Origin of the sequence: Isoalcanivorax pacificus W11-5 (genome assembly GCF_000299335.2) — a bacterium.
GTDB classification, from domain to species: domain Bacteria; phylum Pseudomonadota; class Gammaproteobacteria; order Pseudomonadales; family Alcanivoracaceae; genus Isoalcanivorax; species Isoalcanivorax pacificus.
The window spans coordinates 2397488-2419147 of record NZ_CP004387.1 but is presented as its reverse complement, the minus strand read 5'-3'; the positions used below and the strand labels follow the sequence as shown (position 1 = coordinate 2419147).

The window sequence follows — 21660 nt, the reverse complement described above, 5'->3', positions numbered from 1 at the left end:
TGTGAGGGAGGTCACAGAAAAGTGTCGAATAACTTCCCGCTGTTAAGCGAGTGAATATATGTACACATTTTAGGTGCATTGGGGCAATAGGAAGGAGTTACTAGCACTGTCTTCAAATGACAAGAAACTGGCGGTGACTATCCTGTCGCCGCCATGGGCCTGCCCATATTGTGTCGCTCTCCGTTGAACGCAAAAAACAATCGGGTGACACCATGAACGAGATGTGCAAGGACGTGCCGGCGGTGAAGGGCGATGGCATGGCGGCCGGGTCTTTTTCAGAGAGCAGGCTGTCCAGCCAGACGGGCGGTGGCCAGAAACCGGCGGTGTACGGCAGTTATCGGCCGTTGCGGAAAATCACACCGCTGGACCTGCAGCAGATGTACGGCATCTTCTGCAACTACTATCACAACACCAGCCTGGATATTTTCCTGCATGACCTGAGCAAGAAGCAGGGACTGTTCCTGATCCGGCGACGCAGTGACCAGCGCATTGTCGGTTTCTCCACCCTCGCCGTGCTGACCCTGCGTGATGGCCACCGCACCGTGCGCGGTGTATTCAGCGGTGACACCATCATCGAGCGCGAATACTGGGGCAGCCGTGCGCTGCAGACGCAGTTCTTCCTGCGCATGCTCTGGCTGCGGCTGCGCTATCCCTTTACGCCGCTGTTCTGGCTGCTGATCTCCAAGGGCTATAAAACCTACCTGCTGCTGGCAAACAATTTTTTCCGCTTTTATCCCAACCCGGCCGGTGATGACCCGCGTCATCAATCGCTGGTGGAGCAGTATTGCGAGCAGATGTTTCCGGGCCGCTATGACAGCCAGCGCCGCCTGCTGGATTTTGGTGATGACTACCAGCGCCTGCGTGACAACGTGGCTGACATTACCGATGACATGCGAGAGCGATTCCCGCGCATCGCCTTTTTTGAAGCGCGTAACCCGAGCTGGCGCCAGGGCACCGAGCTGCCGTGCCTGGGGCAACTCGGTTATTCCGACCTGCTGCGCTATCTGTTCCGGTTTGTCGCCAAGCAGTGGCGTGTAAGCGAAGGGCGTTCGGTGGCCACACCGGCCACCGGGCGAGGCGCGCGATGAGTGTTCGTCACCGGCTCGGCCATGCCGTGCTGAATCGTGTTGTGGCCGCCGGGGGGCGACGCTTTGTCCGCGACAGCCATGCGCTGGAGCGGGTACAGCGTGCACGGCTGGCCGGGTTGGTGCGACGGGTGGCACAGGCGCGTCGGCATCCGTCACTGCCGCCGGTGAATGGCGACTGGCGCTGGGAGGAGTTCAGCCGTGCATTGCCGGTCACCGATTACCGGGACTGGTCCGCGCCCGTGGAAGCACAGCGGCGCTGGCAGGAAGGGGCGCTGATCAATTCGCCGGTGATGCGGTACCAGCCGACCAGCGGTTCCACCTCCGAGATCAAGTGGGTGCCATACACGCGCGAATTCCTGCATGAACTGGACGGCGCCATCGCACCCTGGCTGCACGATCTGTACCGGCAGTTCCCGGGCATTCGCCGTGGCTCGCACTACTGGTCGGTGTCCTGGCTGCCGGATGGCATGCGCGACAGCGGGCAGAGCCATCTCAACGATGACATGAAAGTGCTGACCGGCGGCAAGCGGCTGCTGGCGGCCATGACGCAGTCGGTGCCGGAACTCATCGCGCTGGCGCGTACTTCCGATGACGCACAGTTCGCCACTCTGGCCTGGCTGGTGGCGGACGCACAACTGACGGTGTTGTCGGTGTGGAGCCCGAGTTTTGCCCTGACACTGTTCGAGCGGCTGGTGGACTGGCGCGATGAACTGATCGACGCGTTACGGCATGGCGACTGGGGCCACCGGCGCGTGGCCCTGCCCGACAGGTTGCGTTGCCCGCGCGCCCCGCAGGCGGCGGCATTGCTGGCCGAGTGGGATGGCCAGCTGACGGCGGATTTCTTTCTGCGCCTGTGGCCGCGCCTGGCGCTGGTCAGTGCCTGGGACACGGCTGCCGCCGCACCCTGGGCAACGCTGTTGCAGCGGCTGTTGCCGCAGGCCGCGTTCCAGGGCAAGGGGCTGTGGGCCACGGAAGGCGTGGTGACGGTGCCGTGCCAGGGACAGTGGGTGCTGGCCTATCAGTCCCATGTGTATGAATTCGAGGATCTGGACAGCGGTCGCATCCTGCCGCCCTGGGCATTGCGGCCTGGCCAGGAAGTGGCGCCGTTGCTGTCCACAGGCAGTGGCCTGTTGCGTTACCGGCTGAACGACCGGCTGCGTGTGGACAGCCATCTCAACAGCCTGCCGGTGCTGCGCTTTCTGGGCCGCAACGACGGTGTCGACATGGTCGGCGAAAAAATCGGTGCGGTATACGTGCAGCAAGTGCTGGATGCGCTGCCCTGGGGCGAAACATTGCGTCCGGTGACACTGCTGGCAGCCCGGCAGAGCAACAGCGCCGGCAAGCCCGGTTACGTGCTACTGGTGGAATGTGCCGGCGCGAGTGCGCCGCAGTCTGCGGTGCAGCGTATTCGCGAGCGACTGGAAACCGCGCTGGCGCAGCACTTTCACTATCAACTCGCACGCGGGCTGGGTCAGCTTGCACCGGCGCGTGTGGTGTGCCGGCAGGACATGCGCGAGTTCTACCTGCACCAGTGCCGGCTGCGCGGCATGATCGAGGGCAATATCAAGATCGAACCGTTGCGCGACTGGCCGGAGGTTTTGCCGCCGGCCCTGCACGATGTCAGCGACGCGCGGGGGAGCCTGTCAGGATGCGTTATCTGATCCGGCCTGCCACGCCGGCGGACGATGCGGGCATTCTTGCGCTGGTCGATGCCACGCCACAGCACGGCCGCGTGCTGCTGAATTTTGAACGCCAGCCGGCGTTCCTGCATGGCAGCGGCGTCAGCTGCGAGACACCGGAACTGTGGATCGCGGTGGATGAGCAGGACACGGTGATCGCCGTGTTCAACGTCGGCTGCCGGCGCGTGATGGTCAACGGCGCAGCACGCCCGGTGCGGTATGCACACGACCTGCGTCTGGCACCGGCCTGGCGCGGCAGTACGCTGCTGGTGCGGCTGTTCCGCCAACTGCGACAGATCCTGCGCAGCGGCGAGTGGATGCAGACCGTCATTCTCAGTGACAACAGCGCATCCCTGGAAACCGTTGGCAGTGGCCGCGCCGGGTTGCCGGTGTATTACCCCTGCGGCGAGATCGAAACCAGCCTGCTGTTCAGCGGCGCACGCCGTCGCGCGCACGGCTACCGCGTGACGCAGGCAACGCCGGATGACCTGCCGCTGATGCAGGCATGGCTGGATGAATACGGGCCGCGCCGGCAATTTTTCCCGCGCTACGCACTGTCGGATCTGATTGCCGGGCACGATTACTACCGCGGCCTGTCAGTGCAGGATTTTCTGCTTGCCTGGCGCGGCAGCGAACTGGTCGGCATGACCGGCACCTGGTGCCAGAAAGGGTTCAAGCAGACCCGCGTGCTGCGTTATCCGTTTGCGCTCGGCGGCCTGCGTCATCTGCTCAATCTGTACAGCCGGCTGCGCGGCGGGCTGCACCTGCCCGCCGCAGGCGGCACGCTGAATTACCGGCTGCTGCACAGCACACTGGTGCGTGACGATGCGCCGGCGGTACTTGATGCCCTGTTGCAGCCACTGGTGGAGCAGGCGCGGCGTGACCGCTGCGCGCTCTCCGCCGGTTTTTTTCTCCAGGACCCGTTGCGCGAAGCGGCCAGTGGCTATCGTCGCCAGCGCCTGGCCAGCCGGCATTTTCTGGTCAGCTACGGGCAGGACCCCCGGCCGCTGCTGGACGGTCGCCTGCCGTATGTCGAAGTCGCCCGGTTGTAGGAGTGTTGCCATGACGGCCCCCGCATTTCATCCCGATGTCGCCGCGCCCTGGTTCCGTGCCAGGGCGCCGCTGGGTATTGATGACACCATGTATTTCGCCGTGATTGATCCCGTCAGCGGGCAGGTGCGGTGGGAATCTGTTCCGCACCGCGAAGCCGACGGCATCGGCGGATTTCTGCGTCTGTTCCGGCGCTGGGGCGTGACCCGCTTTGCCGCACCACCGGCGCGCGCGCAGACGGTGCCCGGGCTGTGGCAAAGCTGGCGGGCGGCGCGGCGGGCGAGCCAACCCGTTGCGCCATCTGCGCAATGGCGCCCGGGCGGTGCGGGCGTTGCACTGGGCCGGCCTCCGATATCGGTATGCTGGTTTTCCCGGGCGCAGACGCGTGCGCTGACCGAGCAGGCCCAGGCCCGGCAGGTATCCCTGGCGACCCTGGTGTTCTGGGCGTTGCACGAAACCGTGATGGCGCGGCTGGCGCTGTCCAGCGGCGGCAGCTGGTTCTACCCGGTCAGCCTGCGCGGTGCACTGCGCCTGCCCAGCGAAGAACATAATCACGCCGGTGGCTTTTACGTGACGCTGCCGCGCCGTCTCAGTGCGGTGGCGCTGCAACAGCACCTGCGCGAATCACTGCGCGCCGGCCGGCACTGGTGGCTTTGGCATCAGGCGCATCTGGTGTCGCGGCTCGGGCAGGCCGTGGTCAACCGGATTTACCGGCGGCTGGTGTCGCGGCATTGCCACCTTGGTTCCTTCAGCGTGTTGGGCGAATGGTGGCTGGGTACGCGTGGCACATTGCTGCCGCCGCAGGCGCTGTTGTGTGCGTGCGGCCCCGGCAGTCCGAATCACCCGGTGGCCAACGGCATGATGATCACGAACGGTCGGCTGGCCTTGGCGTTGCGGCTGGACCCGGTGCTGGGGCTGGACGATGCCGCGCGTGATGCCTGCCTGGCGCACTGGCGCGACGTGCTGCTGGCGCAGTGCCCGCCGTCGGAGAACGCCCGGCAAACCGGCCCGCAGAAGCAGGGAGTGACGCACAGTGTCTGAGCGACGTTATCGACAGGCCGGCGTGCTGGCAGGGCTGGTGGTGGTGACGGCCGCGCTGCTGGCCGGTCTGTATCTGACCGCGCCCTCTGCGCACAGCCGCACGCCGGAACAGGTGGTGCCGGAGGTGGCGGTGTTGCCGGTGCGCTGGCAGTCGCTGACGCTGCCGATCCGGGCGGAAGGCATCGTGCAGCCGGCGCGCCAGATTGCGCTGATCGCCAGCGTCAGTGGCCGCGTGATGGACACCGACGATGCATTCCGCAATGGCGGCCTGGTTGAGGCGGGCACGCGCCTGCTGCAACTGGACCCCGAACCCTTCGAACTGGCGCTGGCGCGCCAGCGCCACGATACCAGCTCGGCCAGTCTGCACCTGGCGGAAACCCGCGCGCGGGCCCGTGTGGCGCGGCGCACCAGCGGCCCGGATGCCTCGCCCTATGCACTGCTGCAACCGCATCTGGCCGAAGCGGAAGCGCGGCTGGCCGCCGCCAATGCGGCATTGCGCAACGCGGAACTGCAACTGGCCGACACCCGTATTGCCGCGCCCTTTACCGGTCGCCTGAAGGACGTGGCCGTGCAGACCGGGCAGTACGTCAATGCGGGGGAACGGCTGGCAACGCTGTACACCACCGAGAGCATGGAGGTGCGCCTGCCGGTGCGTGACCGCTGGCTGGCACTGTTGCCGGCGGCCGGCGAAGAGACCGCCCCGCGGGTGACGCTGCGCGGCGATTTCGGCGGCACGACACGTCGCTGGCAGGGCCGTATCGTGCGTCGCGAAGGGGGGCTGAACGAAAACCGCATGATCTATCTGGTGGCGCAGATTGACGTCGCCGCTGACGAAATCCCGCCTGAGCCCGGCCTGCTGGTGCAGGCGGACATTGAAGGCCGGACACTGAGCAGCGTGGTGCGCCTGCCGCGTTCCGTACTGGCGGGCGAGCGGCAGATCTGGCGACTGGACTCAGCGCAGCGGCTGCGCCGGCAGAGCGTCACGCCATTGTATGAAGACAGCCAGTGGCTGTACCTGCCGGCGGAATTGCCGGAAGGCACGCGCATCGTGCTGCATGGCGGCCTGCGCTGGCTGGAAGGCAGCCGCGTGCGGCCGCACACCGATGCCCTGGTGCAGGCGGGTACACCGTGAGCGGTGCGCAGCACTGGTTTATTGAACGGCCGGCGGTGGTGCGGCTGCTGTTGTGCCTGTGGCTGGTGGCCGGTGTACTCGCGATCAGCAAAACCCGCCAGGAAACCTTGCCGAATGTGCCACTGGACCGCATCGGCGTGGTCACGCTGTTGCCGCAGGCGGCGCCGGCACGGGTGGAGCAGTTGCTGTGCACCCCGATGGAAAACGCCTTGACCGGCATCGACGGCCTTACCGATCTGGTCAGCGAGGCGCGCGAAGGAAGTTGCCACCTGACGGTGGATGTGCAGCAGGGCTACAACACCCGCGCGGTGCTGGAACGCGTGCGTGCTGCACTGGAGACCCTGCGTGACCTGCCGGCCGGCGCGGAGCGGCCGCAGGTGCAGGAGTTGATCGTGCGCAACCGGGTGGTGCGGTTGCTGCTGTCCGGCGACCTGGACGATCTGGGCCTGTACCGGCTGGCACACCGCATTCGCCATGAACTGCTGGCACTGGATGCGATTTCCGTGGTGGATATCGAAGGGCTGCCCGAGCGGGAAATCGCACTGGAAGTGCCGCGCGACGTCCTGTATCAGCATCGCCTGTCACTGGCGGACATGGCCGCGGCATTACAGGTGCGCACCGACACCGTGCCCGGCGGCCTTCTGCGCAGCGAGGACGGCAACCTGCTGCTGGAGACCGGTCGCCGCGCACAGCAGCCGCTGGATTATCTGGCGCTGCCGCTGCGCCAGCTGCAATACGGCGATACGCTCCACGTTGGTGACGTGGCGCGGCTGCACGACGCCTTTGCCCGTGACAGCATGGGCGCCTGGCTGGATGGTCGGCCGGCGGTGGCCATTGATGTGTACCGCGTTGGCCGGCAACAGGTGCTGGACGTGGCCGATGCCGTGGCGCTGTATCGGCAGCAACTGGCGTTGCCCGAAGGCATCAGCGTCACCCTGTGGCAGGACGATGCTGCGGAGTTCCGCGAGCGCTCCGGGCTGCTGTGGTCGAACGGCCTGCAGGCGCTGGTGATCCTGATGCTGGTGCTGGGGCTCGCGCTGGGGCTGTCACTGGCACGCTGGATTGCGCTCGGTATTCCGGTGGTAATGCTCGGTGCCTGCGTGGTGTTGCCGCTGCTGGGCGAATCGCTCAACACCATTTCGCTGTTCGCCTTCATTCTGGTGCTTGGCATTGTCGTCGACGACGCGATCATTGTCGGCGAGAGCGTGCATCACCAGCGCCGGCTCGGTTATCGCGGTCGCGAAGCGGCGCTGCGGGGTGTGCGGGCGGTGGCGCGGCCGATCTGCTACGCGGTGCTGACCACCGCACTGGCGTTTGTGCCACTGCTTTTCCTGCCCGGCCCGGAAGGGGCGCTGATGCGCGTGGTACCGATTGTGGCCATCAGCATCCTGATGTTGTCACTGGTGGAATCACTGTGGATGCTGCCGACACATCTGGCGCATGAAACCGAGCGCCCGTCGCGCCTGCTGCGCGCGTCCGATGCGCTGAGCGAACGCTTCAATGTGCGGCTGGACGCGTTGCTCGCCGGCGTTTACCGTCCCTTTATCCGGCGGGTGCTGCGCTGGCGTTATGTGCTGATGTCGGCGTTTGTGGCCTTGCTGCTGCTCAGTGCGGCCCTGATGCATACCGGCTGGGTGAATACGGTGCTGTTTTCCGAAGTGGCGTCGAATCAGGTCGTGGCCGAGGTGGTGTTTCCGCAGGGCTCCCCCGCGCACCGTATCCGCGAGGAACTGGCGCGGCTGGACAGCAGCGCGCAGCGCCTGGCAGCGGAGTATGAACGTGACACGCTGTTTGCACACCGTTTTGCCGAACAGGGTTTTCGCTACAACATTTCCAACGCGGCGGAACCGGATGCACCACACCGTGCGCGCTTGAGCCTGCGGCTGGCGCCGGACACTGCGCTGGACGTGCGCCGTATGGCGGACGACTGGCGGCGTGTGCACGGGCCGGTGCGCGACGCGTTGTCGGTGCGTTTTGATGCCAGCCTGCTGCAGACCAAGCCGGATATTCACATCAACCTGTATCACGCCGACATGGCCACACTCGATGAGATGGCGCAGCGCCTGCAGCAATTATTGCGCGGCATTGAGGGTGTCCACGAAATCAGCAACAGCCTGGAAGCGCGCCGCGACCAGGTGAACCTGACGCTCACGGACGAAGGGCTGCAGGCGGGGCTGACGGTGGCGATGCTGGGGGACCAGGTGCGCCAGGCCGTGCATGGCATCGTGATCGACCGGCTGCCGGAACAGGATCGCGATGTGCCGGTGACGCTGCGTTTGCGTGGGGCGGACAGCAATTCCCTGTGGCATCTGCGCCAGTTGCCGGTGCATCTGCCCGGTGGTGAATGGGCACCCCTGGAAGTGGTGGCGCAACTGGCTGTACAGGATCAGCCCGCCCTGATCGGCCACTACGACAACCGCCGGCATGCTGCGGTCACCGCGCTGGTCGACAGCGGTGTCACGTCGCCTGCACAGGTGATGACCGTGCTGCGTGACGCCATGCTGGATACGCTGGCGGAGGACTATCCTGCCAGTGCCAGTGCGGCAGCGGCGGACTGGGGCATCGCTGGCAAACCGAAAGCGATCAGCGAATTCCTCGGCACGCTCGGCTTCGCCTATCTGTTGTCACTGATCGGCATGTTCTTCCTGCTGACCGTGTTGTTCGGTACCTATTCGCAACCGTTGCTGGTCATGAGCGTGATCCCGTTCGGGCTGGTCGGGGCATTGCTGGGGCATCTGCTGCTGGGGCTGGACATGACGCTCTGGTCGGTGATCGGCGTGATTGCGGTATCCGGTGTGGTGATCAATGACAACCTGGTGCTGATCGACGAGATCAACCGGCTGACGCGCGAAGGCAGTCCCATGGCCGAGGCGGTGGTGGAGGCGGGCGCCAATCGCTTCCGGCCGATCATGTTGACGACCGCCACCACGTTTTTCGGTGTCGCCCCGCTGATTATCCAGGACAGCCCGCAAGCTGCATTCCTGGTACCGATGGCGGTATCTCTCGGTTTCGGCGTGGTGTTTGCCACACTGGTTACGCTGCTGTTGGTGCCGACGTTGCTGATGGTGCTGGATGACCTGCGCCGGCGCAGTGCAAAACCGGAAGACGATCTGGAGCAGGCCTATCGTGCCGGGCGTGCGGCGGCGTTTGATCGGCAGGTGACCAATCCATACCAGGACGAAGTCCTGCAGGCGGCCTGGCAGGCGGGCCGGGAAGGGCGTTGAGGCAGCACACACTCAGGCACGGGCAGGTGCCTGAGTGTGTGGTGTGCAGCGTTTTGCAGGCGCGTGGTGATCAGGCCTTGCCCTGGTTGGCGACAGCGGCGGCCGCTTTTTCGGCGGCGTCGGCGTCACCCAGGTAACCGCTCTTGATCGGCTTGAGGTTGTCGTCCAGTTCATACACCAGCGGAATGCCGGTGGGGATGTTCAGCTTCAGGATGTCTTCGTCGGAGACGTTGTCCAGGTGCTTGACCAGTGCGCGCAGGCTGTTGCCGTGGGCGACGATCAGCACCTGCTTGCCGGCCCTGATCTGCGGCGCGATCTCGGCGTCGAAGTAGGGCACGAAACGGTCCACGGTGTCTTTCAGCGATTCGCTCAGCGGAATCTGTTCTTCAGTCAGGTCGCGATAAACACGCAGCTTGCCGGCGTAGCGCTCGTCGTCGCGGGTCATTTGCGGTGGCGGGGTGTCATAGCTGCGGCGCCAGATCAGTACCTGTTCGTCACCGTACTTCTGGGCCGTCTCCGCCTTGTTCAGGCCCTGCAATGCACCGTAGTGACGTTCGTTCAGGCGCCAGTTGCGGATCACCGGAATCCACATCTGGTCCATGCCGTCGAGGATCGTCCACAGGGTGCGGATGGCGCGCTTGAGTACCGAGGTGTAGGCCACATCGAACTCAAAGCCGGCTTCCTTGAGCAATTCGCCGGCGCGGGCGGCTTCGGCGCGGCCCTGGTCAGTCAGGTCGACATCTTTCCAGCCGGTAAAACGGTTTTCCTGGTTCCATTGACTCTGGCCGTGACGGACCAGCACCAGTTTCGTGGTCATGGGGTGTTCCTGTGGCTAGTGACGAAAGCGCGCGTAGGGTAGCAGAAAGTGCCGGGGGCGGGGAGGCCGCCCCGGCCCGCTTCACTAGGGCCTGTTCACACTAAATCCATCGGCCCTGTTGAGTCTGCAAACGTACCGATCAAGGCGCGAGGAGGCGAGCTTGGCAGCCCCAAGCGACTGACGAGCAACGCGGAGCGGTGCGTTTGCAGACTCAACCCGAAGGGCTGGCCCTGTTTGGCCACCCCGCTGCGTTAGCCGCTGCTCATGTGGGCCCACCACACTACGCATCGGCTGCCTTGCTGGGTGACCAAACAGGGCCAGCAGGGCCGATGGATTTAGTGTGAACAGGCCCTAGCAGGCTGTTGAAAAACAGCCTGCGCTGACGGCTCAAGCAAGCCGTCAGCAAAATCAAACGCGATAAGCGATTGATTTTCTGTGCCCACCTTTGCGGACCTGTGCCGCAAAGGTGGCTTGAAAAAGCCTCAAAGAGGCTTTTTCAACACCCTGCTAGGGGTGGCGCAGGGCGGGTGGCAGCGGCCATTTGCCGATCCGGTCACCGCTGAGCGAGCCCAGATAGAGGTGCCCGTCGTGTTCCACCGCCGAGGTCAGCTCGTGCAGCAACTCGCCACCGGGGTCCTGCGGTGCCGCGACGATCTGCCCGGCGTTGTCCAGCAGCACCATGCCGTAGTGCTCCGGGCTGGGCTGCAGGCGCTGCGGCAGGCGTGCCAGCAGGTTGCGCAGCGGCACCGAGTGACTGATCTGGTCGAAGTCCGGGTTGCGGCGGCTGGGAATGGCCACCCAGTAACCGTCGCCGGCCGGGCGGCGCGACAGGTTGTCGGGGAAGCCGGGCAGGTTGTCTGCGAACAGGTCATCCTGGCCGGCGTTGCCGCCGCTCAGCCAGAAACGGCGGATGCGGTAGCGGAAGGTCTCGTTCACCAGCACGAAATCCTCGTCCGGCGACAGTGTCACGCCATTGGCAAAGTACAGGTCGTCCAGCAGCACACGCAGTGTGCCGGTCTCGGGCTGATAGGCCAGCAGCCGGCCGTGCGGGCGGCCTTCGATCAGGTCAAGACGGTAGTGGGAAAGGGGGAAGCGGGAGGAAGCATCGGTGAAATAGAGGGTGCCGTCTTTGCCGACGGCGACGTCATCGCAGAGGGTCAGTGGCTCGCCGTCGATCTCGTCCACCAGCACCTCTATGCGGCCGTCGGCGTCGATGCGCAGCAGGCCGCGGGCGGCATCTGCGACGATCAGGCGCCCGATATTGTCCAGTGCCATGCCCAGTGGGCGGCCACCGGTGTTGACCACCAGGTGAATGCCGCCCTGATCATCGATGCGCACGATGCGGCCATCGGCGGTGCCGCTGAACAGATTGCCGGCGTCGTCCAGTAACACGGCTTCCGGACCGTTGAGCATGCCCTGACCCAGCAGCGCGGCCCGGCGCAGATCGGTGTTTTCCATCAGCGCGCCAGTGGCGGGCGGCGGCGCTGGCACGTCCCAGCCCACCGCATCCACCGGGCCGGGCCGGGTCAGCCAGATCAGGGTCATGACCAGGATGATCAGCAGGACAACCAGCGTTTTGATCAGGCGCACGGCAATCTCCAGGGCAACGGCGGCAAAGACCGTGCAGTATAGCAGGCTGCCAGGAAACGGCCTGCGCTGACCGCCGGATCAGCCCGTCCGCAAAGTCAGACGCGATAAGCGGTTGATTTGCTGTGCTCGTCCCTGCGGCGCTGTAGCGCCGTGCAGGCTTTCGAAAACTTCGCCGGGGCTTTTTCAGTCAACTTCAGCCAATGGCCCGACAGCACCGTCATGGCCATGGGGTTCGCCGCTGTGGCATTGGCGGCCTATAATGCCGGTTCGCTATCAGTGGGCTGCACGGGATATACATGACTTATCGCTGGATTGACCGGGTCGACGACCTGCAGGACGCCATGGCCGGCCTGTCGGCACAGCAGCCGCTGTATCTGGATACCGAATTCATGCGCGAGCGCACGTTCTGGCCGCAGCTTGCGCTGGTGCAGGTGAACACCGGGGACGCCATCTGGCTGATCGACGCGCCGGCACTGGCGGACCCGACCACGTTGGCCCCCCTGTGCGCCGGGCATCCGCTGGTGATGCACGCCTGCTCGGAAGATATCGAAGCGCTGAACGTCTTTACCGGCGCGGCACCCGTGGCGATCGAGGACACCCAGATTGCTGCGGCACTGTGTGGCCATGACCTGCAATGCAGTTACCAGCGGCTGGTGCGTGAACTGACCGGCACCGAACTGCCCAAAGACGCCACCCGCACCGACTGGCTGAAACGCCCCCTTTCCCCGCAACAGCTTGCTTATGCCCGCGATGACGTGGTGTGGCTGCCGGAGTTGGCCGAACGCCTGCGCGAACAGCTTGCGGGCCTTGGCCGGCTGGTGTGGTGGCAGGAAGAGTGCCAGCGCTTGCTGGACAGCGTGCAGGCCCAGGTGCCGGCGGAAGATGCCTGGCGGCAGGTGAAGGGCGCCGGGCATCTGCAGGGCGTGGCGTTGGCCCGGCTGCAGCAACTGGCCGCCTGGCGTGACCGCATGGCCCGCGAGCGTGATCTGCCGCGGGGCTTTATCATTCGCGATCCGGCCCTGCTGGCGCTGGCACAACAGCCACCGCGTCAGGCTGAGGGCCTGCATGACCAGGGCGTGCATCCGTCGGTGATCCGCCGTGACGGCGAAACGCTGCTGGTGCTGCTGCGTGAGGCTGAACAGATGACACCGCCGGCGCCACTGCCGGAACCACCGGACGCGGCGCAGCGCGACCGGGTCAAGCAATTGCGCACACACGTCGGCAAGATTGCCGCGCAGCTCGGGGTGGAGCCGGAGGTGCTGGTACGCCGCCGCTGGCTGGAAGCGCTGGTGCGCGAACCTGAGCAGATACCGGCACCGATGCAGGGCTGGCGGCGCACGCTGGTGGCCGAGCCGCTGCAGGAGATATTGCTGAATGACTGATATGACCCGTCACCTGATCTGCTCGATCTATCGCAGCAGCCGCCAGGATGAAATGTACCTGTACGTCGACAAGCGCCGTGGCCTGGACGCGGTGCCGGAGGCCTTGATGAGCCGTTTCGGCGCGCCGAAACATGTCGCCGACATGCTGCTGCGCCCGGAAAAACCGCTGGCGCGCGTTGACGTGGACAAAGTGCGCGCCGCGCTCCGGGAACAGGGCTGGTTCCTGCAGATGCCGCCACCGCCGGAGCCGGACCTGTATCTGGCCAAGGGACATCCGGGCCGTGGTGCGTGAGCGCTTCTGGGAACATTTTCCGCTCCATGAGCTCAACAGTGCCGAATGGGAAGCGCTGTGCGACGGCTGTGGCCGCTGCTGCCTGGTGAAGCTCGAAGACGAAGACACCGGCGAACTGCACTACACCCAACTGGCCTGCCGCATGCTGGATACCGACACCTGCCGTTGCCTGGATTACGCTGCGCGGCAAACGCATGTGCCGGACTGTGTGCAGGTGACGCCCGAAGTGGCAGCCTGGGACTGGCTGCCGCGCAGCTGCGCTTATCGCCGCCTGGCCCGTGGCGAAGGGCTGGCGGCGTGGCACCCCCTGGTCAGTGGTGACGCGGACTCGGTGGTGCGCGCAGGGATTTCCATGCGTGGCCGGGTATTCAGCGAAACACTGGTGGACGAAGACGATTACGAAGACCATATCGTGCGCTGGGTCAGCTGACCCAGGTGCACCAGAGCGCCGGCCCTGGCCGGCAGATCATCGGGTAAGTCAGGAGAAACGCGTGTCTGAGCATGGATATATGATGGCCTGGTCCACCTACCTTGGCGCCGCCGTGGTGACGCTGGCCGTTCTGTGGTGGTTGACCTGGCGTTGGTCGGCGGCGGTCAAGCTGCCGCTGCGGGCGCTGGCCATCGCCTTCCTGCTCACACCCTGGCCGGTGGCGCGCGATACCGACGCGCTGGGCCCGGCCTGGGTGGTCACAATGTTCGATACGCTGGTACAGTCGGACGCGGATCCATTGCGGGCCGGTGCACCCTTGCTGGCGGCGATCCTTCTGGCGCTGGCCGTGGCCGGCGTGATCCATTACCTGCGGCGTACGCGATGAGCGATTGCATTTTCTGTCAGATAGCCACCGGGGCGGCACCGGCCAGCATCATTCACGAGGATGATCAGGCGCTGGTACTGCTGGACCTGTTCCCGGTGCGCGAAGGCCACGTGCTGATCATCCCGCGTCAGCATGGGCAATACGTCGAGGAATTCGATGATGCGTCGCTGGCGCACCTGATGAGCCTGGCACGCCGCACCATCATTGCGCAGAAAGCAGTGGCAACCAAAAACCCCGGCATGGTCATCCGTGGCCACAATCTGATCATCAACGACGGCAAGGCCGCCAATCAGCACGTCCCGCACCTGCACCTGCATGTGGTGCCACGGCAGGGCGGTGACAGCCTGGCGATGGCGCTGACCTGGGCCACGCGCATGATGAATGTGTTCGGTGTGGCGGCGCGACGCGAGCGGCTGGACCGGCTTGCCGGGTTGCTGCGCGAGCATTTCCCGGCGGAATGAGTGCCGGGGCTGGCGGCACGAACGCCAGCGAATCCTGCCACGCCGTTCTGTCAGCCCGGTTTGCGCGCCGCCCGTAAATGCAACGGCCAGCGGACCTCTCGTGTGTCGTCTCCCCAGGCCCGCGCCAGTCGTGGCGCAAGCGCTTCCAGCACGTCTTCCCCCGCCGCCCGCGCGGCGATCACCGCAGACCAGGTGTCGAGATATCCCAGCATGTCACGCCAGTGCCAGTCGTGGCGCAGCGTCAGCGCCGGCGCATCCAGCAGCGGCCACGGCAGGGGCAGATCGCGGTAGCCATTGACGACATGGGTGCGGTTCGGTGCCCACCAGTCGCGCAGCGTGTGGTCGTGGAAGGTCCGCACCAGCGGCCCGCATTCGCCGTCGATTTCGCACAGCCCGTACGTCCAGACGGCAAGCAGGCCAGCGGGGACGAGCAGCCGGGTGGCCTCGCGATGAAAGGCAGGCAGATCGAACCAGTGCAGGGCCTGGGCCACGGTGATCAGTGACAGGCTGGCCGCTGCAAACGGCAGTGCTGCACTGCTGGCCACCACGCGCCGGCAATTCGCGGGGGCCTCCAGGGCGGCCAGTTGCGCCGGCACCAGATCGCAGGCGATGACCTGCTCGAAGCGTGCCGCCAGCGGCCGGCTGGCCTGACCCGTGCCACAGCCACAGTCCAGCGCACGATGATGGCCGGGCGCCTGTGCGGCGAGCCAGTCGAACAGGGTGTCGGGATAGCGGGGGCGGAACTGCCGGTAGCTGCCGGAGTTCCAGTTGTCCGGGGTGGAGCGGGGCAATGTCATGGTGCACTCCGGGGCGGCACGCATTGTGTCCGCCCCGGATGCAACCATGTCAGGCGACGTCAATCAAGCGGGATGATCTGCGCGCTGACGTCGATCTTCTGGAACAGCCAGTCGTGCAGCCCGTCGAACAGCAGCGGCATGAAGGCGATCAGGATCAGTGCGGTAAACATCACCGCCATCGGCAGCAGGTATTTTTCATACCGCACCCAGAAACTGCCATGGCTGACCTTGGCATTTTCCACCTCGTCGTCGCCGACCACCTGTCGCGTCAATAGATGATTCAACGCCACGGGGGGTGTCAGGTACCCCAGCTCGAATGCCACCAGCGTGACGATCCAGAAATGCAGCGGCGCGATGCCGTTGGCAAAGGCGATCTGTGCCAGCGTCGCGTTGACCAGGATGACCGCGCCAAGCGGGTCCATGATCATGCCGATGAACACCAGCGTGGCCACCAGCATGGCCATGGCAATCCAGATCGACGGGAAGGCGTCGGGCACGTTTTCCATCATGCCGCTGCGCTCGATGATGCCGCCGACACAGGCGGACATCGCCATCAGGATCAGCAGCGCACCGATATGCCCGGTGGTTTCGTTGGTGGCACGACGTACCGCCTGTTCCAGGTTGCGGGGCCGGTCGATGCCTTCGGCGAGGTCTTCCTCGGCGTGCGCCTCGCGGCGGGCACGGGGTGTGAGCACGTATTCGTAGACCAGGATCGCCAGCAGCACCACCGGCAGGATGATCGGTGCGGAGAACTCGTCCAGGCGGCGGTCCAGCACGAAGCGGAAGAACAGCACCACCGCCATCAGCACGATCACATACGGAATGATCGGCTTCAGCAGCTTGAGGCTGGCCGGCAGCGCCTGCCCGAACGGCGCGATGCGAGCCGGTTCCTTGCGGGCAAACTGCGAATAGATGAAAAACAGGAACAGGGTGAAGAAGAACACCTTGATGCCGGAGTTGAACAACTCGGTGGTGGTCACCGCGTTGTTCAATGCGGCAATGATCACGACCACCAGACAGGGCCGCAGCACCACACCCATGGAGCCGGACATCGCGGTGGTGGCCAGCGCCATCTGCGGCCGGGCACCGGCACGCATCAGCTCGGCGTAGATCACCGCGCCGGCGGCGATCACGAAAATCCCTGACGCGCCGGTGTAGGCGGTGGGCAGTGCGGTCACCGCCAGTACCACAAAGCACAGCAGTTCCGGCGACATGTGCCACGGGCGGAACACGTTGAATACCAGCTGCGCCAGGCGGGTCTGCTTGAGCATCATCCCGATCCAGATATACAGCGCCAGGTTCAGGAACAGTGTGGAGAGTTCCATGATCATGCCCAGGTACACGCTGATGCCGTGGTAGTACTCATCCATGATGAAGCGCAGGCCGGCATTCAGGGCCATGAAACTGTACAGCGGGATGGTCAGCAGCGCCTTGCCCCAGCCACCGCCGGATTCCATGTTTTTCGGCGGGCGTACCAGTTGCCAGATGTTGATCGCGGCGAGCAGGGTGAAGCCGGCGATCCAGAACTGGTGCAGGTAGAAATGGCCGACCTGGATGCCGTCGGCCATGCTCATGATTTCACGCTCGCGGTAAACGATGGCGGACACGGCGAGAATGGAGTTCGCGCCAAGTTGCGCGAGCGTGGACACATAGTGATCGCGAACAGTGCGCATCGGGCGCAGCGCGATGTGGTGGCGCATCACGGTCGTGGTGGCGGCGCAGATCAGTAGCAGCAGGCACAGCAGCAGGCGCTTGTAGGCGCCCAGCTCGGTCACCGCCATGGCCACGGTGGTTTCCACTGCACGGAAGGCTTCCACGGACGGCGTGATGCGTGAGGCGACGTGCTCGTAGCGGTCCCATCGCTCCTGGCACACCTCCTGAGAGCGGATCACCGAGCGCCGCACGGCGTCTGCGTCGATATCGGTGCCCAGCAACCCGGCCAGCGGGTCGTTCGCCGCAGCGGCTTCGCGCTCGGCGATGGCCCGGGCCACGTCGGCATCGATATCCCGGTCCCGTTGGCAGGTGGGCTCACTGGGATTACTGCGCAGCAGGAAATATTCCTGCCAGCTGTTCTCACCGATTTTCAGTAACTGGGAGTGAATGATTTCGCCGGAGGCCAGAAAGATGGTGATAAGCAAAATCACCAGTGTGGGTAATGACGAAATCCATTCGCCAATCGAACGATTGGCAAGCGTGAAACGCGAGGTTGCTTCCATTTGTCACCCGGTTTGTTGTTATCGAACATGTTCCGGGGTCAAGGAAGGCCCGGAACCAGGCTCCCTCGCGGTCTTGCGCCGCAATGGGAAACAGGCAGTCTAGGCGAGCTACGCAAAGGTGCCTACCAGAAGAGGGAAAGAAAAGCAGCTTTTCCTGATTTTCAGGTCTGGGTGGGAGAGGGATATTTGGCGTTTCCGCAGGGCGGGGCGGGCCCGGGCTGCCCCGGAGTGTCGCCTTCAGCCGTAGATCATGCGGTCGACGATAAACGCTGACACTGCCACGAAAGCGACCAGTGCCGCCAGCGCCAGCATCAATCGCCACAGGGGCTTGAAGCTTGCCGGCAGGGGTTCGGTCGGGCGTTGTGAGCGCGGGGTGCGGGTGGGGCGGGTATCCGGTGTCTGGGTCATTGGGGGCATCCGAGTACGCTGGTCTGGAACGGGCATCTGCCGGTGGGCAGTGGCCACAGAAACGAACGGGCCGTTTCCGGCCCGTTCGCGTTCCATTATGACAGCTGGTGCCGCCAAAGGTTAACAGGCTATTGAGAAACAGCCTGTGCTGATGGCCTGGAAAAGCCTCCGCTGAGGCTTTTCCAGTGCGTGATCAGTCAAGCGGGATCACCTGACGGGCCACGTCGACCTTTTGGAACAGCCAGTCGTGCAGGCCATCGAAGGCCAGTGGCAGGAACGCCACGATCAGCAGCGCGGAGAGCATCACCGCGATGGGCAGCAGGTATTTCTCGTAACGGGCCCAGAAACTGCCATGGGTGAGCTTGGCGTTCTCCACTTCGTCGTCGCCGACCACCTGTCGTGTCAATAGATGGTTCAGCGCCACGGGCGGCGTCAGGTAGCCCAGCTCAAAGGCCACCAGCGTCACCATCCAGAAGTGCAGCGGGGCGATGCCGTTGTTGAAGGCGATCTGGGCAATGGTCGCGTTCACCAGGATCACGGCGCCGTAGGGGTCCATGAACATGCCGATCAGCACCAGCGTCACGACCAGCAGGCCCATGGCCAGCCAGATGGACGGGAAGGTGGCCGGCAGGGCTTCCATCACGCCAGTGCGCTCGACGATGCCGCCGACGCTCACCGACAGGGCCATCAGCATCAGCAGGGCGCCGATATGGCCGGTGGTCTCATTGGTGGCGCTGCGCAGCGCGTGTTCAAAGGTCTTCGGACGCTCGATGCCGTCCTCTGCGGCAGCACGAATGTTTTCTTCCCGTTTCGCCTTGCCGACGATCAGGTATTCGTAGATCAGGATGGCCAGCAGCACCACCGGCAGGATGATCGGCGCGGAGAATTCATCCAGACGACGATCCAGCACGAAGCGGAAGAACAGCACAACCAGGGCGATCATGATCACGTATGGCACGATCGGTTTCAGCAGCTTGATGCTGGCCGGCAGTGCCTGGCCAAACGGTGCGATGCGGGCCGTTTCCTTGCGGGCGAACTGCGAATACATAAAGAACAGGAACGCGGTCAGGAAGAAGATCTTCAGGCCGGAGCTGAACAGCTCGGCGGTGGTCACGGCATTGTTCAGGGCAGCGATGATCACCACCAGCAGGCAGGGCCGCAACACCACACCCATGGAGCCGGACATCGCGGTGGTGGCCAGCGCCATCTGTGGCCGTGCACCCGCACGCATCAGTTCGCTGTAGATCACCGCACCGGCGGCGATCACGAAGATACCGGAGGCGCCGGTGTAGGCGGTCGGTACCGCCGTCACGATCAGCACGACGAAGCAGAGCAGTTCCGGTGACATGTTCCAGGGACGGAAGACGTTGAACACCAGCTGTGCCAGACGGGTCTGCTTGAGCATCATCCCGATCCAGATATACAGCGCCAGATTCAGGAACAGGGTGGAGAGCTCCATCATCATGCCCAGGTATACGCTGATACCGTGGTAGTAGCCGTCGAGCATGAAGCGGGTGCCGGCGGTGAGGCACATGAAGGTGTACAGCGGAATGGTCAGCGGTGCCTTGCCCCAGGAGCCACCCGGTTCCATGTCTTTCGGCGGGCGCACCAGTTGCCAGATGTTGATCGCGGCCAGCAGGCCGAAACCGGCGATCCAGAATACGTGCAGGTAGAAATGGTTGACCTGGATGCCGTCAGCCATGCTGATCATCTCGCGCTCGCGGTAGATGATCGCAGAGACCATCAGCATCACATTGGCGACCAACTGGGCGATCACGGAGACGTAGTGATCACGGGTCGTGCGCATCGGGCGCAGGCAGATGTGATGCCGGGTCAGGGTGGCTGTGGCGGCACAGATCAGGAGCAGCAGGCACAGCAACAGGCGCTTGTAGCCGCCCAGCTCGGTGACGGCCATGGCAACGGTGGTTTCCACGCTGCGGAACGCCATGACGGCGGGGGTGATGCGCGACTGTACCCGCTCATAACGTTCCCAGCGGCCTTCGCACACTTCCTGGGAGCGCTCCAGCGACCGGCGAATGGCGTCCTCGTCGATATCTGTCCCGAGCAGGCCGGCCAGCGGATCATCCGCCGCGTTCGCCTCGCGCTCGGCGATGGTCCGGGCGACATCCGCCTCGATGTCCCGATTGCGTTCGCAGGTGGGTTCGCTCTGGTTGGCACGCAGCAGGAAGTATTCCTGCCAGGTGTTTTCACCGATTTTAAGCAACTGCGAGTGAATGATTTCGCCGGAGGCGAGGAAAATGGTGATTAACAGGATCACCAGAGTGGGTAATGACGAAATCCATTCACCAATCGAGCGATTGGCGATCCTGAAGCGCGATGTTGTTTCCATTGGTCACCCGGTTGTTGTTATGCGACGAACGCCAGAGGCGCGATATCGCTCCGTCCACTGAAATACCGGTGCCAAAAGAGCCATAGTCCTGCGGGCGTGCGCCGATGTCGTTGTCATTCTGGGTGCGCAACACAACCAATCTGACCGCAGAAGCCTGATGAGCAGCCGGCCGTTAAAACAAACGCCTTTCCGGGGCGCTGATACGACAAAAGCGGGGCGTTGCGGCCCCGCCTGAGTATTGCCTGTCTTATCCGGTATGGTCGCCGGTCTTTACTCGCGCTGGTCGCTGCACTCGGCGCGGGCGGCATCGAGGCGGCAACGGATATTGCGCAGCAGCGACATCATATCCTTGTTATAGATGCCTTGCTCGGTCAGTTCGATCCGGGCATCGCGCATCATTTCGTCGTAACGCAGCTTGTCCTGGTCGGCGATCTCGATCCACCACTTGTCCTCAATCTCGTTGTTGGCGCTGTTGATGATGCGCATCGCACGATCAAATACCGAGTTGAAGAAGTAGCTGCGCGACCAGGCGGCGAACTCGCTGTCGAACTTGTTATGCCGGGCAATGACCTGAAGGGTCAGCTGGCCGAGCACATAATCCACGATCCCGCCGTTGGGTTCCATCCCTTTATAGAGTTCCAGGGCGCTGTAGGCCATGACCGGTGCGAAGCAGATATCCACGCTATGGTTATTGAAGCGGCCGGCAAAATTGGTTATGTCCGACATGACCGGGGACATGCCGACGCTGGCGGCCATCTTGCCCTGGGCCGCGTCATACTCCATAACCGCGATGGACTTGCCCGCCAGGGCGTTGACGTTGTTGATCGCCTGGTCTTTCACGAACAGGTAGGCCGCACCCATCGGGGCGATCCCCATCACTTCATAGGAGCCGCTGCGCAGGTTCGGGGTGATGCGCGGGCTTTCGCTGGCCAGCACCTGGACCACGGTGCGCAGGGCGTCGTAGTTCGGAATGGCCCCGATGGAATCCAGGCTGCCGGTGTAACTGTTGAACTGTCGACCGCGGATTCCGGTGATCGCGGCGGCGTCGCACTGGCCGGCCTTGAGGTCTTCGGCGGCAATGTTCTCGTCGGTGTAGGCCTTCAGTTCGAGGTCGTACCCCTGCTCGATGGCAGCGGTCCTGTAGTCCCGCATGATGTTGTACATGTCACCGGAGGTGCCGATGATGTCGAACACGCAGAGGGTGCGTTTTTCGGCCGAGATGGCCGGGGCGGATACGCCGAGCAGCAGGGACGAGGCCGCCGCCGCGATAAGAGCTTTACCGTAACGCATGATGCTGTCTCCGTTGTACTGCCTGTCC

At 64.3% G+C, this 21660-nt stretch carries 19 protein-coding genes; 11 read left to right on the top strand and 8 right to left on the bottom strand.

Annotated elements, in window-relative coordinates:
* Positions 1–212: 212 nt before the first annotated feature.
* From S7S_RS10945 to S7S_RS10920, 6 genes are read left to right on the top strand one after another with little or no spacing between them, the layout of a single operon-like run.
* On the top strand, positions 213–1088 hold the full coding sequence (locus S7S_RS10945) for a hypothetical protein (protein ID WP_144401646.1): 876 nt from the start codon (positions 213–215) through the stop codon (positions 1086–1088).
* Positions 1085–2749 carry a GH3 family acyl-acid amido synthetase gene (locus S7S_RS10940; protein WP_008737264.1) on the top strand — a complete coding sequence of 555 codons (1665 nt, stop codon included), beginning with the start codon at positions 1085–1087 and terminating at the stop codon, positions 2747–2749. The genes S7S_RS10945 and S7S_RS10940 overlap by 4 nt, the downstream gene beginning before the upstream one ends.
* Entirely contained in the window at positions 2737–3819 is a 1083-nt protein-coding gene (locus tag S7S_RS10935) for a GNAT family N-acetyltransferase (protein WP_008737266.1), read from the top strand. The genes S7S_RS10940 and S7S_RS10935 overlap by 13 nt, the downstream gene beginning before the upstream one ends.
* Positions 3820–3829: 10 nt before the next feature.
* Positions 3830–4858, top strand: a complete 1029-nt coding sequence (locus S7S_RS10930; protein WP_008737268.1) for a hypothetical protein — start codon at positions 3830–3832, stop codon at positions 4856–4858.
* Positions 4851–5990 carry an efflux RND transporter periplasmic adaptor subunit gene (locus tag S7S_RS10925; RefSeq protein WP_008737270.1) on the top strand — a complete coding sequence of 380 codons (1140 nt, stop codon included), beginning with the start codon at positions 4851–4853 and terminating at the stop codon, positions 5988–5990. Before S7S_RS10930 ends, S7S_RS10925 begins: the two co-directional genes overlap by 8 nt.
* Positions 5987–9214, top strand: coding sequence for an efflux RND transporter permease subunit (locus tag S7S_RS10920; protein ID WP_008737274.1), 3228 nt, complete (start codon positions 5987–5989; stop codon positions 9212–9214). Before S7S_RS10925 ends, S7S_RS10920 begins: the two co-directional genes overlap by 4 nt.
* Positions 9215–9284: 70 nt before the next feature.
* On the opposite strand, the gene gpmA is transcribed toward S7S_RS10920, so the two are convergent.
* The 3 genes from gpmA to S7S_RS20115 all read right to left on the bottom strand — a co-directional run bounded on the left by gpmA (position 9285) and on the right by S7S_RS20115 (position 11848).
* Complete coding sequence (gene gpmA / locus S7S_RS10915; protein ID WP_041025982.1) at positions 9285–10031, bottom strand: 2,3-diphosphoglycerate-dependent phosphoglycerate mutase; 747 nt, start codon at positions 10029–10031, stop codon at positions 9285–9287.
* 507 nt (positions 10032–10538) lie between these two features.
* Positions 10539–11621 (bottom strand): SMP-30/gluconolactonase/LRE family protein, encoded by a 1083-nt coding sequence (locus S7S_RS10910; RefSeq protein WP_008735019.1) that lies wholly within the window; start codon positions 11619–11621, stop codon positions 10539–10541.
* Positions 11622–11716: 95 nt separating this feature from the next.
* On the bottom strand, positions 11717–11848 hold the full coding sequence (locus S7S_RS20115) for a hypothetical protein (protein WP_268891054.1): 132 nt from the start codon (positions 11846–11848) through the stop codon (positions 11717–11719).
* A 69-nt stretch (positions 11849–11917) separates the two neighbouring features.
* Here S7S_RS20115 and rnd point away from each other — a divergent pair, with 69 nt between their 5' ends.
* From rnd to S7S_RS10885, 5 genes are all read left to right on the top strand, one after another.
* Entirely contained in the window at positions 11918–13003 is a 1086-nt protein-coding gene (rnd, locus tag S7S_RS10905; RefSeq protein WP_008735022.1) for a ribonuclease D, read from the top strand.
* Positions 12996–13295 (top strand): YcgL domain-containing protein, encoded by a 300-nt coding sequence (locus S7S_RS10900; protein WP_008735024.1) that lies wholly within the window; start codon positions 12996–12998, stop codon positions 13293–13295. The genes rnd and S7S_RS10900 overlap by 8 nt, the downstream gene beginning before the upstream one ends.
* Positions 13285–13725, top strand: coding sequence for a YcgN family cysteine cluster protein (locus tag S7S_RS10895; protein ID WP_008735026.1), 441 nt, complete (start codon positions 13285–13287; stop codon positions 13723–13725). Before S7S_RS10900 ends, S7S_RS10895 begins: the two co-directional genes overlap by 11 nt.
* A 61-nt stretch (positions 13726–13786) precedes the next feature.
* The gene (locus S7S_RS10890; RefSeq protein ID WP_008735031.1) at positions 13787–14110 is read left to right on the top strand and encodes a hypothetical protein; all 324 of its coding nucleotides are present in this window, start codon (positions 13787–13789) and stop codon (positions 14108–14110) included.
* A complete protein-coding gene (locus S7S_RS10885; RefSeq protein ID WP_008735033.1) occupies positions 14107–14571 on the top strand; it encodes an HIT family protein in 465 nt (154 codons plus the stop codon). The genes S7S_RS10890 and S7S_RS10885 overlap by 4 nt, the downstream gene beginning before the upstream one ends.
* A gap of 50 nt (positions 14572–14621) precedes the next feature.
* Here S7S_RS10885 and S7S_RS10880 read toward each other — a convergent pair whose 3' ends face one another.
* The 5 genes from S7S_RS10880 to S7S_RS10865 form a co-directional block, all read right to left on the bottom strand.
* Positions 14622–15368, bottom strand: a complete 747-nt coding sequence (locus tag S7S_RS10880) for a class I SAM-dependent methyltransferase (RefSeq protein WP_008735035.1) — start codon at positions 15366–15368, stop codon at positions 14622–14624.
* Positions 15369–15427: 59 nt separating this feature from the next.
* Positions 15428–17584, bottom strand: a complete 2157-nt coding sequence (locus tag S7S_RS10875; RefSeq protein ID WP_008735037.1) for a TRAP transporter large permease subunit — start codon at positions 17582–17584, stop codon at positions 15428–15430.
* 237 nt (positions 17585–17821) lie between these two features.
* A complete protein-coding gene (locus S7S_RS19855; protein WP_159558538.1) occupies positions 17822–17992 on the bottom strand; it encodes a hypothetical protein in 171 nt (56 codons plus the stop codon).
* 193 nt (positions 17993–18185) lie between these two features.
* Positions 18186–20342: a TRAP transporter large permease subunit gene (locus tag S7S_RS10870; protein WP_035203861.1), complete on the bottom strand. Its 2157-nt coding sequence runs from the start codon at positions 20340–20342 to the stop codon at positions 18186–18188.
* Positions 20343–20612: 270 nt separating this feature from the next.
* Positions 20613–21632: a putative solute-binding protein gene (locus tag S7S_RS10865; protein ID WP_008735041.1), complete on the bottom strand. Its 1020-nt coding sequence runs from the start codon at positions 21630–21632 to the stop codon at positions 20613–20615.
* Positions 21633–21660 lie beyond the last annotated feature (28 nt).